This window comes from Hominimerdicola aceti, from assembly GCF_025567495.1.
GTDB classification, from domain to species: domain Bacteria; phylum Bacillota; class Clostridia; order Oscillospirales; family Ruminococcaceae; genus Hominimerdicola; species Hominimerdicola aceti.
In genome coordinates this window covers 270,152-283,585 of the sequence record NZ_JAOQJZ010000002.1, presented here as the reverse complement: position 1 = coordinate 283,585, position 13,434 = coordinate 270,152, and the positions used below count along the sequence as shown (strand labels likewise).

Sequence of the window (13,434 nt, the reverse complement as noted above, 5' to 3'; positions counted from 1 at the left end):
ACATCTACATTGCACGATTTTAACAAAAAACATTACCGCTTTTTGTAGCTTAAAGCAAAATATTTTTGCCCGTTATGATTTACTTTTGTTTTGAAAAATGCTATAATACTATAATAGACCATTATAGAAATAAAAGGAGAAATGGATATGACGGACAAAAACGTATCTATCATGAATATCGGCAGTATGGGTTATCTTCCACAGGTATTCAAAAAGATAGAGAATGAAAAAAAGCTTAACATTGTTTATTTGGGTGGCTCGATAACAATGGGCTGTAATGCTACAAAAACTGAGTTAAGATATGTTGACCGCAGTGCAAACTGGTGGCAGACGAATTTTCCTGACGCTGAGATAAGCTACTTCAACGCAGGTATTGGTGCAACTACCTCGCAGTTTGGGGTGGCAAGAGTGCAGGAACACGTCCTTGACAAACAGCCAGACCTTGTTTTCGTTGAATTTTCGGTAAACGACAGCAGTTCGCCCCTATTTATGGAAACATATGAGAGCCTTGTAAGACGTCTGCTGAAAGCTGAGAGCGTCAAGGCAGTTGTGCTTATAAACAATCTTTTTTACGATACAGGCACAAATGCACAGGGTATACATAACGCTATCGGTCTGCACTATGACCTGCCTATCGTCAGTGTAAGAAACTACATTTTCCCTGAGATACAGCTTGGAAACGTTTGTCTTGCAGACTACACAGCGGATATGCTCCACCCTACAGACCTAGGTCACAAGATGATAGCTGATCTTATCTGCAATCTGCTTGATATAGAATATTCATACTATAAGAAGCTCGGCGCAGAGAAGAAGCCTTCACTTCCTGAGCCATTTACAGCAAGCAGATATGAGGACGCACAGCGTTTTCAGAACTATAGCTGTTCGCCCGTTATGGAGGGCTTTGAGCCTGATACTCATGCGGCAGAGCAGTGGAGCGATCCATTCAAGGGTGGTTGGATAGCTCACAAGCAGGGAAGTTGTATTAAATTCAACGTGAGTGGAAGTATTATAATGCTGCAATACAGAAAGACTATCAACAAGCCTGCGCCTGTTGCATATGCTGTCATAGACGGTGACAGGCAGAACAAAGTTCTTCTTGACGCCAACTTTGACGAGGATTGGGGAGACCTTTGCTGTCTTGAGGAGATATACAGCGGAGCAAAGGGAGAACACACTGTTGAGATAGTTATTGACACAGAGGGTAAAGAAAATAGCAATTTTATGCTTATTTCTGTCATTACAGCAAACAAATAGAAACGTAAATAAGTGAAAAATTTTACTCGAATCTATTGACTTTATGACATAACGATTGTATAATAAATATATATTATTAAATTAGGAGGCATTCTCTAATGAACGATTTTTTCAAAATTGCTGACAAGTACCTCAAGCCGGTAACTACTGGTGCAGGTGTTGTTCTGGGTCTTGCAGTTACATATGCAGCAGGAAGCTATCTTTCAGGTATGAGCAAGCTGTATGGCGGTTTCTACACATTCATGTATGTACTGTTCTGGATAGCATTTGTTCTTCTTGTTATCTGCGGCATCTATGCACTTTTCAAGAAGTATGCAGGTTCTGTTCCACAGCAGAACGCTCCACAGCAGACATATGCACAGCCACAGGCTCAGGCCGCGCCACAGGGTGAAAAGTTCTGCCCTACTTGCGGAGGTAAAGTTCCGGCTGGAAATCAGTTCTGCCCTAACTGCGGCAACAAGATAAACTGATCTTAAAGTTTTGCAGATAAAACGCCCTTGATTTTCAGGGGCGTTTTTTTGTTAGAAAACGCATAAAAGTATGCCAAATGGGGAATAAATATGTGCAGTTTGGAAAAAGTGAAAAAATTCTCGAAAACCCCTTGACAAATGGGCGGAAAATTGGTATAATAATTAAGTCGTTGCAGGACGATATGAGTTATTAGCTCAGTTGGCAGAGCATTTGACTTTTAATCAAAGGGTCCGGGGTTCGAATCCCCGATAGCTCACCACTAGGGAAATATCCTTAGTCTGAATCACGCCTTACTTTGTTAGGGCGTGATTTTTTTATGTCTGTTATATGTGATGATAAATGGACAAACAAGTGGTGATGAGCGAGCGACATCAAGACGCCACTACACTGCATTTATCCAACAAAAAAAGCAGCCCCTGTGGACTGCTTTTTTCGAGCTTGTAGCTTGATCCTTATATGACAAAAAACTATCTGGTTACGTTAAATGCGCCCATTTGTGGATAAACTGCGCTTTCGCCAAGTTCTTCCTCAATTCTGAGAAGCTGATTGTACTTTGCAACACGTTCGCTTCTGCTTGGTGCGCCTGTTTTTATCTGGCAAGTGTTAAGAGCAACTGCAAGGTCAGCGATAGTTGTGTCTGCTGTTTCGCCTGAACGGTGTGAAGAAATCGCAGTGTAGCCTGCCTTATGAGCCATTTTGATAGCCTCAAGTGTTTCGGAAACTGAGCCTATCTGATTGAGCTTGATAAGGATAGAGTTGCCGCAGCCAAGGCTGATGCCCTTTGCAAGTCTTTCTGTATTTGTTACGAACAGGTCGTCGCCAACGAGCTGCACCTTGCCGCCAAGCTCCTTAGTAAGAAGCTGCCAGCCCTCCCAATCTTCTTCGTCGAGAGCGTCCTCGATAGAGATGATAGGGTACTTTTCAACGAGTTTCTTCCAGTGTTCGATAAGCTCAGAAGAAGTGAACTTTGTGCCAGCCTTTGGAAGAACGTACTCGCCCTTCTTTGAGCCTTTCCACTCGCTTGAAGCAGCGTCCATTGCTATCATGAAGTCCTTGCCAGGCTCATAACCTGCGTTCTTAACAGCTTCGAGTATATACTGGATAGCTTCCTCGTCGCTTGCAAGGTCAGGAGCGAAGCCACCCTCGTCGCCTACAGAAGTAGCAAGTCCCTTTGATTTAAGCAGGGCAGCCAGAGCGTGGAAAACCTCAGCGCACCAGCGGAGAGCTTCCTTAAAGCTTGGAGCACCAACGGGCATTATCATAAATTCCTGAACGTCAACAGTGTTTGCAGCATGAGCGCCACCGTTAAGAATGTTCATCATAGGAACAGGAAGTCTGTTTCCTGAAATGCCACCGAGAAATCTGTAGAGAGGGATATCAAGAGAGATAGAAGCCGCTCTTGCAGCAGCGATAGAAACAGCGAGGATAGCGTTAGCACCAAGCTTTGACTTATCCTTAGTGCCGTCAGCCTTTATCATAGCCCTGTCAACGGCATAGATGTCAGAAGCGTCAAGACCGCAGACTGCGTCATTGATAGCAGTGTTGATGTTCTCAACTGCCTTTGTTACGCCCTTTCCGCCATATCTGCCCTTATCGCCGTCACGAAGCTCAAGTGCCTCAAACTCGCCTGTTGACGCACCGCTTGGTGCAGTGCCTCTGCCTACTGTTCCGTCTGCAAGATATACCTCAGCTTCAACAGTTGGGTTTCCTCTGGAATCCAGAATTTCACGTCCGATTACTTTTACGATCTCAAGATAGTTCATAATATAAGCTCCTTTTTAATATTATGCAGACTACCCGAACGCACCACCATTCGGGCTGATGACATTTCGCTCTTGTCATCATAGAGAAGTCTGCATGATTTATTCTCACGAGGTTAGTAATTACTAACCACATTTATTTTACCATGCGTGAAGCCGTATGTCAATCTTAGTTAGGCATACCTAACATATTTTATAGATATGCACAAAAGGTGTACTGTCTGCAGGCATGGCTATTGACTTTTTGAACAACAGATAAGCTTTGCGAAACTTTTCGTTTGTTATTATTGACAAGCTTTGTGAGAATATTCGTTTTGGACGTGATCTTATTTATGCTCAAAACCGCACAAAGCATGGTAGGGTATAGAAAAAAGCGGTGCAGAGATCGTTCTCCGACACCGCCTTGATTTATTTCTCATTTCTCATTTAACTCTGCAAGTGCATTCGCCATTCTTAGATCACTATCTGTGGTTATCTTGAAATTCATTGCGTCCCCGACAACAAGGTATATATCCTCATTACAAGCTGTAAACACAGAACAAGTATCCGTCAGCTTTTTATTTTGCTCCTTGCTAAGCGAATAATAATTCCTCCTCAGATCCCCAAGTCTGAAAGTTTGCGGAGTTTGCGCCTGATAAAGCTCGCTTCTGTTAAGCGTTTCACTGACCTTTTCGCCGTCAGATCTTATTATGGTATCAGCCGCAGGCATATAAGTTCCGCAGGCGGAATGTTCCTTCATCGCCTCGATATTGTCTTTTATTATCTTCTCCGTCACAAATGGTCTTACAGCGTCATGGGTGAGTATTATGTCCCCCTCATTCTCACCATGTTCAGCGACTATTGCCTCAGCTATGTTCATTACAGTGCCGTTTCTGTCAGCTCCGCCGTCTATTACTTTCACACGCCTGCTGTCTATCTCAAAGCGTTCAAAAAGCTCGTTAGTGTATTCGTGCCAGTCAGGTTTAATGCCCACATAAACCATATCTATCTCTGCCACTGCAAGAAACGCTCTCACTGTTCTAACGATAACAGGCACTCCACCTATCTCTATAAACTGCTTTGGTATAACCGCACTTTTTACCCTAGAGCCACAGCCTCCTGCAACTATCCCTGCAAATATCATTTTATCTTCTCCTCATATAAAAAAAGTTCGGGACAGCCGTCCGCCCCGAACTTTATCGTTGTGTATTGAATTTACTTTATGCCGTATTTCTTCAGCAGAGCTTCGATCTTTGTGTGTGGGTCGATGACCTGTGAAATTGACTTGTCATGATTGAGTGACGCAATGAAGTAAGCAATGTACTTAGAGCAATCTACTTCATAGAACCATGGGCTTGAAAGCAGCTCAGGAGTTCTGTATGTGAGGTTTGTGCCGAATACGCCGTCGATGATGCCGTCAGCATAAGCCTTGTTGAATGCTTCAAGACCATTTGTGAAAATTGGATAAGTAGCATAGCAGTAGATCTTGTTAGCTTTACGCTTTTTAAGCTCTACAGCGATATCCAGCATCGACTCGCCTGATGAGATGATATCGTCAGCGATGAAAACGTCCTTGCCGGCAACGTCATTACCCATATACTCGTGAGCGACGATAGGGTTTCTTCCGTCGATGATAGTTGAGTAATCTCTTCTCTTATAGAACATACCAAGGTTTACGCCCAGAACAGAAGCGTAGTACATATTTCTGTTGATAGCGCCCTCGTCAGGGGAGATTATCATGAAGTGATCCTTGTCAGGTCTGAAATCTGAAAGGTTTTTAAACATTGCCTTGAGAACCTGATAGGAAGGGATTATGTTGTCAAGACCCATGAGTGGAACAGCATTCTGTACTCTTGGATCGTGAGCGTCAAAAGTAAGGATATTTGAAACGCCCATAGTCTGAAGCTCCTGAAGAGCAACTGCACAGTCAAGAGATTCTCTGTAGTTTCTTCTGTGCTGTCTGCCGCCGTAAAGGGAAGGCATGATGATGTTTATTCTGTGAGCCTTACCGCCTGCAGCCTGGATTATTCTTTTAAGATCCTGATAATGATCGTCAGGTGACATACTGTTTTCCCTGCCGAAATAGTTGTATGTGCAGCTATAGTTTCCTACGTCGCAGAGAATGAAAAGATCGTCGCCTCTGATAGATGACTTGATAAGGCCCTTGCCGTCACCGGAAGAAAATCTAGGACAAACAGCCTCAACAAGGAAAGTATCCTTAACAAATTCGTTTTCATTAGCCCATTTTGTAAGATAACCGTCTACCTTCTTGCCAAGCTCGGAAGCGCCTGCCATAGCAATAAGACCAAGCGGTGCAACTCTTGAGTCATTGTCGAACAATACATTGTCAGCATTACCCATTATTATCATATCCTCCAATACTAATTGTTGTCTGACCTCAGGTCAGTACGAAACATACCAATATACATATATTATACTTTATAAATCCCGATTTTACAATAGCTTTTTTGCAAATAATAAATTTTTCTCACTTTTCACAAAAAACACACTGTTACTGCGGCACATTTAGACACAAAAATCAAGTAAACGTTTGCTGACTGCACGACAGGTAAACTTTTTTTGCATATATAAAAAAGTCCTTGCGTTTTTGGATAAAATGATATATAATAAAGTAGAATAGGTATGTGTGCAGTATATTGCACACAACTGACAGAATTATTGAAGGAGTTAATGATATGACAAAAGCACAAAGATATTTCATGGAAATAAAAGATAAGAGAGTAGCATTCATAGGTACGGGCGTAAGTCATCTGGAGCTTATAAAGCTTTTTCTCTCAAAGGGCATAAGATGCGTTGTCTGCGACAAAAAGACAGAGGACGAATTTGATGAGCTTATCTATGAGGAGCTTTCCGCAAAGGGCTGTGAGTTCTCATTGGGCGAGCATTATCTTGATATCATCTTCAACTGCGATATAGTTTTCAGAACACCTGGTATGTACTATAATGATGAAACTATTACAAAGGCAAGAAAAGCAGGCGTTGCCATTACATCAGAAATGGAAACTTTCTTTGACCTCTGCCCATGCAAGATATACGGCGTAACAGGTTCAGACGGAAAGACTACTACTACTACCCTTATCAGCGAAATGCTCAAAGCCGAGGGCAAGCGTGTCCATATCGGCGGAAATATCGGCAAGGCTCTTCTGCCTATCGTAGAAACAATGTCAGACAGCGATGTTGCAGTAGTTGAGCTTTCAAGCTTCCAGCTTATCTCAATGAGACAGTCGCCAAACGTTGCCGCAATCACAAACATCACTCCAAACCACCTGAACGTTCACGGAACAATGGAGGAGTATATCAGTGCAAAGGCCAATCTTATCGCTCATCAGAACGGATACTCAAGAACTGTACTCAACGAAGATAACGAGGAAACTATAAAGCTTGCAGACCTCGTAAGAGGAAAGCTTGTCACATTCTCTCTAAAGCACCCTGTTCAGACAGGCGCATATCTTAATGACGACGGTATGCTTTGCTACACGGAAAAGGGCAGAACTACAGAGATAGTGCACAAGGACGATATAAGGATACCTGGTATCCACAACGTTGCGAACTATCTCACAGCTATTGCCGCAGTATGGGGCGAGGTATCTATCCAGAGCATAGTTCAGGTAGCAAAGAACTTCGGTGGCGTTGAGCATAGAATTGAATTTGTAAGAGAGATAGACGGTGTTAAGTGGTATAACGATTCTATCGCAACAAGCCCTACAAGAGTTATCGCAGGACTTAATTCGTTCAATCAGAAACTTATCGTTATCGCAGGCGGCTATGACAAGAAGATACCTTTTGAGCCTCTTGCCGAGCCTGTGAACAAGAACGTGAAGATACTCATTCTTCTTGGCGCAACAGCAGACAAGATAGAAAAGGCTGTTACAGAAAGTCCGCTGTATCCTGAAAGCGGTCTTAAGATAGTAAGAGTAAAGACCCTTGAAGAGGCAGTCCTTACAGCACAGAAAATGGCTGAAAAGGGCGATATTGTCACACTTTCACCAGCCTGTGCAAGTTTTGACCTCTATCCTAACTTTGAGGCAAGAGGCAGACATTTCAAGCGACTTGTGAACGAACTCTAATTTTATAAAAAGCAGGGATATGTATTATGGATACATTTGAGATACTGTCACAGCTATGCTCTGCGGCAGGTGTATCGGGAGCGGAAGGCTCAGCGGCTGAGGCTGCGGCAAAGCTCCTTGAAGAGTATGGCGAAGTCACTTTGGATAACGCTCTTGGCAGTGTTATCTGCAAGGTTGGAAGCTGGGAGGACGGCAAGCCTGTTATGCTTCTTGACGCCCATATAGACGAGATAGGCATGATAGTCACATACATCACAGAGGACGGCTTTTTGAAAATATCAGGCTGCGGTGGCCTTGATACAAGGCTTCTTTTGGCTCAGCAGGTGACAGTTTACGGCAAAGAAAAGCTCACAGGCGTTGTGACTTCAACTCCGCCTCACCTTGAAAAAGACAGCTCTGTCGCACCTGACCTTGACAGCGTTTTCATAGATATAGGTTTCACGAGCCGTGAAAATGCAGCAAAGTATGTTTCCCTTGGTGACAGAGTGCTTATAGAAAACAAAGCCGAAAAACTGGCAGGCAGCCGTGTGACATCTAAAGCAATTGACGACAGGTCAGGCTGTACGGCTATACTAAAGACTTTGGAGCTTCTCAATGGTCAGCAGACAGCTTATAATATCGCAGTGTGCTTTTCAACTCAGGAAGAAGTTGGCGAGCGTGGTGCAAAAACAGCCGCCTTTGATATCAGTGCAGACTATGCGATAGTGGTGGACGTTTCCTTTGCAAAGACCCACTATGAGAGCGAGGAAGAATGCGGCATAATGGGCAAGGGAGCGATGATAGGCATTGCTCCGTCCCTTTCACGAGAAATGTCAGATGGCTTTATTAGCCTTGCAGAAGAAAAGGACATACCATATCAGCTTGAAGTCATGAGCGGAAAAACAGGTACGAACGCTGACGCTATCGGCGTGAGCGGAAGTGGAACAAAAGCCGTTACCATATCCATTCCAGAAAAGCATATGCACACGCCTGTGGAGATAGTGGATATAAACGATATTGATAATACGGCTCTGCTTATTGCAGAATATCTGAAAAGAGTGTAGATATTTATGTTGGATAAACTGAAAGACCTCTGCCTCCTTGACGGCATTTCAGGCGACGAGGGAGCGGTAAGAGAGTATATAATAGATAAAATAGGTGATAAAGCTGAAATAAGGGTGGATAACCTTGGCAATGTCATAGCTTTCTGTAAGGGCAAAAAGGCCCCAAAGAATAAGATAATGGTGTCTGCTCATATGGACGAGGTTGGCATGATAGTCACCTATGTGAACAGTGACGGCACGCTGAAAGTGTCCTCAGTCGGCGGTGTTGACCCAAGAGTTGTTTTCGGCAGACGTGTCAAAGTCGGCAGGAATAACGTCCTTGGTGTTGTGGGCGGAAAGGCTATCCATAATCTCACAGCCGAGGAGAGAAAAAAGTCTGTGCCTTTTGATAAGCTTACCATAGATATAGGTGTTGACAGCCGTGAGGAAGCCTTAAAGCTTGTGCGCCTTGGAGACAGTGTGAGATTTGTTTCCGATTTTGTAGAGTTCGGCGAGGGCTTCGTGAAGTGCAAGGCTATAGACGACAGAGCAGGCTGTGCAATAATGCTCAGAATGATAGAAGAGGGCGTGGAGTATGACACATATTTCGCCTTCGTGGTGCAGGAGGAGATAGGTTTGCGTGGCTCGACCTGTGCGGCGTTCACTGTTGCGCCTGATTATGCGGTGGTGCTTGAATCCACAACTGCGGCGGATATTCCATCGGCTTCTGGAGAGAAAAGGGTATGTGAGCTTGGAAAAGGTCCTGTTGTTTCATATATGGACAGACACACAATGTATGACCGTGAGCTTTTTGAGCTTGCATTTTCTGCGGCGGAAGAGAACGGCATACCGTGCCAGACCAAAACAATGGTGGCAGGAGGAAATGACGCAGGTGCGATACACGTTTCCCGTGGCGGCGTAAAGACTGCCGCAGTGTCACTCCCTTGCAGATATCTCCATTCGCCTAGCTGCGTGATAAATAAAGCGGACTTTGAGAACGCTTATGTTCTTACAAAATTGATCTTGGATAGGACTTATAACAAATGATCTATGAAACCAAAGAGATCAGCTCAGAACTGCTGAGCGGTCTTAAACCTAACAATTATACAAGGCGTATAAAGTCGCACTTTGCGGCATACGGCACAGGGTATGATTTTCTGCATTTCTATGCCGTTGAGGAAAGCGGAGAAAAGCTTGGTATCATATCAGTATTCAACGCCTCTATGATGATATCGACTTTCAAGGATAAGAGATTTGACGATAAGGTATTGGGCGAGCTTGCAGGGTTTATCCTTATGAATAAGCCTGCCGCAGTGGAGTTCGAGGCGGAGTATTCAGACAAGCTTGCAGAACTCACTAAGGCAGAGTATAAGGGTGACAAACGGACGGAGTTCAGCTTTGTTGCGAAAAACGATATTCCGCCCCTTGACGTGAACGAGCTGCCTAAGCTTGACGATGTTTTCAGGATACTTGCACCATGCTTTCCTGCAATAAAAAATTCCTATGAACTGTGGCTTACGGATACTTCCCACAGAGTAAGGAGAGGACTTTCACAGTCATTCCTGCTTGGAAACTACACCACTGCCACTATACAGTATATCATAGATGGAGTGGCACTTGTGGGACACGTTGGAACGATACCTGAGGAGCGTGGAAAGTTCCATGCAAGACAGCTTTTGTATTGGATAGGTGAAAAGCTCACACAGGACGGCTTTCAGGTTAGATTATTTGCAAGACCCCATAGAGTGAGCTATTATGAGGAGATAGGCTTTAAAGCCTGCGGAATAGATCTTGTATTGGAGAGAATAGAAAATGAATGAATGTATATTTGATATAGACCCAAAGCTTTTGGCTCTTGCCTCCGAGGCAGAGAATGAGTGCAGGGAGATGTTTGAAAAAATAGACAGCAACGCCGAGTATAACGGACAGAAAGTGCTGAAAGCTTTTATCGACAATCGTGTGAGTGAGGGCTGTCTTAAAGGCACAACAGGTTACGGATACGGCGACATGGGCAGAGATACCACAGACAAGGTGTTCGCTCAGGCACTTGGCGGTGAAGACGCTTTGGTAAGACACACTTTTGTGAACGGCACTCATGCACTGTCAACAGCGCTTTTCGGCGTGCTTAGAAGCGGAGACACAATGCTTGCCTGCACTGGAAAGCCATATGATACCCTTGAGGAGATAATCGGTATCAGAGGTGAAAAGGGCAACGGCTCACTTATTGATTTCGGTGTAAAGTATGAGCAGGTAGACCTTGTTGACGAGATGTACCCTGATTATGACGAGATAGCAAAGAAAGCCGTTGGTGCAAAGATAGCCTATATCCAGCGTTCAAGAGGCTATTCTCTCAGACCATCACTGACAGTGGAGATAATCGGAAAGATAGCAGAAACAGCAAAGAAAGCTAATCCTGATATAATCGTCATGGTGGATAACTGCTACGGTGAGTTTGTTGAAAGAAAAGAGCCACTGAGCGTTGGTGCAGATATCATAATAGGCTCGCTTATCAAAAATCCGGGCGGTGGAATTGCTTCTACAGGCGGATATATCTGCGGCAGAGCAGACCTTGTGGAAAAATGTGCAGACAGGCTCACCTGCGTTGGCATGGGCAAGGAAGTTGGTTGTTCACTTAACCAGAACAGAGAAATGCTCCTTGGCTTTTTCTTAGCACCACAGGTGGTTGCTTCTGCCCTTAAAACATCAGTTTTCGCCTGCCGTTTCTTTGAAAAACTTGGCTACAAGACCCTTCCTGAGAGCGGAGAAACAAGAACGGATATAATCGCATCTATTCTTCTTGAAAACGAGGAAAACCTCGTGGCTTTCTGTCAGGGAATACAGAAAGGCTCACCGGTTGACAGCTATGTTACCCCTGAGGCATGGGATATGCCGGGCTATGACAGCAAGGTTATAATGGCGGCAGGAGCATTCACAATGGGTGCGTCCATAGAGCTTTCAGCAGACGCTCCTATAAGACCGCCGTTTGCCGCATGGCTTCAGGGCGGTATCACATACCCAACAGGCAAAGCAGGCGTTATGCTTGCCGCACAGGAGATGTATAGCAAAGGTTTACTTAGAATATAAAATTTGACTGGAAAGGAATGATATTCAATGGCAGAGATATTCAGCGTTACTGTCGAGGAGATAATCAAACAGCTCAATATGGAGATAATCTACGCTCCTGAGAACATCAGCAGCCTTGTTGTCACCGAGAACGACTGCAACAGACCTGGACTTCAGCTCATGGGATTTTATGAGTATTTCAACGCAGAGCGTGTTCAGATATGCGGAAACATGGAGTTTGCCTATCTTGCCTCACTTGATGAGAAAACAAGATATGAGAGGATAGACGCACTTTTCGCCACTAAGATACCGCTTTTTATCGTGGCAAGAGGTCATGAACTTTACCCTGAAATGGTAGAAATAGCCAAGAAATACGGCGTGCCTATCGCAAGAACGCAGGACAGCACAACAGCTTTTATCGCCGCACTTATCGGCTACCTGAACGTTGAACTTGCTCCAAGAATAACACGCCACGGCGTTCTTATCGAAGTATACGGCGAGGGAATCCTTATCGTGGGCGAGAGTGGTGTTGGTAAGAGCGAGACCGCTATCGAGCTTGTAAAGAGAGGTCATAGACTTGTGGCTGACGATGCCGTTGAGATCAGAAAGACATCAAACAGAACGCTTGTCGGCTCATCACCTGATAATATCCGTCACTTCCTCGAACTGAGAGGTATCGGTATCATCAACACAAGACGTCTGTTCGGTATGGGTGCTGTAAAGGTCAGCGAGAAGATAGACCTTATCGTAGAGCTTGAACCATGGGACAGCACAAAGATATACGACAGAATGGGAGTAGACAACGAGTATACTACTATCCTCGGAATAAAAATACCTAGCCTTACAATTCCTATAAAGCCGGGCAGAAACCTAGCTGTTATCCTTGAAGTTGCGGCTATGAACAACCGTCAGAAGAAAATGGGTTATAACGCTGCTGCTGAACTTTTGCAGAATCTTGGTCTGCAAATGGACAAGAAAGACAAGGTCAAGAACTGGGATAATTTCTAAAAACATACATATACTTTTTTAATAGGAGATAGATCATAATGCACTTACAGGGAGATATGCACACGCACACTATAGCTTCAACTCATGCTTACTCCACCATAACAGAGAACTGCCAGTGGGCTGAAAAATACGGAATGAAAGGCATAGCGATGACAGACCATGCCATGAAAATGCCTGATTCACCTCATATCTGGCACTTTGTGAACCTTGGCATACTGCCGAGAAAGATAAACGGGATAACCGTCCTCAGAGGAATAGAGGCTAACGTTGTGAGCGATGACGGCGAGCTTGATACTGACGAAAAGCTGCTTTCAGGACTTGAATGGGTGGTGGCGTCTATGCACAGTGCCTGCTATACTCCCTCGACACCTGAGAACCACACTAAAAGCTGGCTGAAAGTTGCACAGAACCCTCAGGTGGATGTCATAGGTCACTGCACCACCGCACCTTTTATGTTCGATTATGAAAAGGGCGTAAAGGCGTTCAAGGAGTACGGCAAGCTTGTGGAGATAAATGAAAGCTCATTTGCGTGCAAAAGGTCGCCCAGAAGAAACGTAGTGGAGCTTTTGAAGCTTTGCAAAAAGTATGAAGTGCCTGTGGTCTTTGACTCTGATTGTCATTTCTGTCAGCTTATCGGTCAAACACCGAAAGTGGCAAAGATAGCGGAGGAACTTGATTTTCCTGAGAAGCTTATCATGAACAGTGATTGGGAAAAGATAAGGGAATATGTTCTTGCGAAAAGACCAAACCTCGATATTTAAAACGATGAAAGGAGAAGCCCTCACAAGG

The 13,434-nt window shown here is 44.4% G+C and carries 12 protein-coding genes and 1 tRNA gene; 10 read left to right on the top strand and 3 right to left on the bottom strand.

Annotated elements, in window-relative coordinates; all coding sequences use genetic code 11:
- The first annotated feature begins 147 nt into the window (after window positions 1–147).
- The 3 genes from OCV57_RS03505 (at window position 148) to OCV57_RS03495 (ending at window position 1,984) form a co-directional block, all read left to right on the top strand.
- On the top strand, window positions 148–1,254 hold the full coding sequence (locus tag OCV57_RS03505; protein WP_267300453.1) for an SGNH/GDSL hydrolase family protein: 1,107 nt from the start codon (window positions 148–150) through the stop codon (window positions 1,252–1,254).
- Window positions 1,255–1,352: 98 nt separating this feature from the next.
- A complete protein-coding gene (locus OCV57_RS03500) occupies window positions 1,353–1,724 on the top strand; it encodes a zinc-ribbon domain-containing protein (protein ID WP_022286722.1) in 372 nt (123 codons plus the stop codon).
- A 184-nt stretch (window positions 1,725–1,908) separates the two neighbouring features.
- Window positions 1,909–1,984 (top strand) — tRNA-Lys (locus tag OCV57_RS03495).
- Between the two features lie 208 nt (window positions 1,985–2,192).
- Here OCV57_RS03495 and eno read toward each other — a convergent pair.
- The 3 genes from eno to OCV57_RS03480 form a co-directional block, all read right to left on the bottom strand.
- Window positions 2,193–3,488 carry a phosphopyruvate hydratase gene (gene eno, locus OCV57_RS03490; protein WP_267300452.1) on the bottom strand — a complete coding sequence of 432 codons (1,296 nt, stop codon included), beginning with the start codon at window positions 3,486–3,488 and terminating at the stop codon, window positions 2,193–2,195.
- Between the two features lie 412 nt (window positions 3,489–3,900).
- Window positions 3,901–4,608, bottom strand: coding sequence for an IspD/TarI family cytidylyltransferase (locus OCV57_RS03485; protein ID WP_267300451.1), 708 nt, complete (start codon window positions 4,606–4,608; stop codon window positions 3,901–3,903).
- Window positions 4,609–4,679: 71 nt separating this feature from the next.
- Window positions 4,680–5,825, bottom strand: coding sequence for a ribose-phosphate pyrophosphokinase (locus OCV57_RS03480; RefSeq protein WP_267300450.1), 1,146 nt, complete (start codon window positions 5,823–5,825; stop codon window positions 4,680–4,682).
- A gap of 335 nt (window positions 5,826–6,160) precedes the next feature.
- Here OCV57_RS03480 and murD point away from each other — a divergent pair, with 335 nt between their 5' ends.
- Genes murD through OCV57_RS03445 form a run of 7 tightly spaced genes read left to right on the top strand, consistent with a single transcriptional unit; the run spans window position 6,161 to window position 13,406 of the window.
- A complete protein-coding gene (murD, locus tag OCV57_RS03475; protein WP_267300449.1) occupies window positions 6,161–7,552 on the top strand; it encodes a UDP-N-acetylmuramoyl-L-alanine--D-glutamate ligase in 1,392 nt (463 codons plus the stop codon).
- A 26-nt stretch (window positions 7,553–7,578) separates the two neighbouring features.
- Window positions 7,579–8,595: a zinc-binding metallopeptidase family protein gene (locus tag OCV57_RS03470; protein ID WP_267300448.1), complete on the top strand. Its 1,017-nt coding sequence runs from the start codon at window positions 7,579–7,581 to the stop codon at window positions 8,593–8,595.
- Between the two features lie 6 nt (window positions 8,596–8,601).
- The gene (locus OCV57_RS03465) at window positions 8,602–9,621 is read left to right on the top strand and encodes a M42 family metallopeptidase (RefSeq protein ID WP_267300447.1); all 1,020 of its coding nucleotides are present in this window, start codon (window positions 8,602–8,604) and stop codon (window positions 9,619–9,621) included.
- A complete protein-coding gene (locus OCV57_RS03460; protein WP_117863987.1) occupies window positions 9,618–10,394 on the top strand; it encodes a hypothetical protein in 777 nt (258 codons plus the stop codon). The genes OCV57_RS03465 and OCV57_RS03460 overlap by 4 nt, the downstream gene beginning before the upstream one ends.
- Window positions 10,387–11,658 (top strand): methionine gamma-lyase family protein, encoded by a 1,272-nt coding sequence (locus OCV57_RS03455; RefSeq protein WP_267300446.1) that lies wholly within the window; start codon window positions 10,387–10,389, stop codon window positions 11,656–11,658. The genes OCV57_RS03460 and OCV57_RS03455 overlap by 8 nt, the downstream gene beginning before the upstream one ends.
- 27 nt (window positions 11,659–11,685) lie before the next feature.
- Window positions 11,686–12,645, top strand: coding sequence for an HPr(Ser) kinase/phosphatase (hprK, locus tag OCV57_RS03450; protein ID WP_022286731.1), 960 nt, complete (start codon window positions 11,686–11,688; stop codon window positions 12,643–12,645).
- Between the two features lie 38 nt (window positions 12,646–12,683).
- Window positions 12,684–13,406 carry a phosphatase gene (locus tag OCV57_RS03445; RefSeq protein WP_267300445.1) on the top strand — a complete coding sequence of 241 codons (723 nt, stop codon included), beginning with the start codon at window positions 12,684–12,686 and terminating at the stop codon, window positions 13,404–13,406.
- Window positions 13,407–13,434 lie beyond the last annotated feature (28 nt).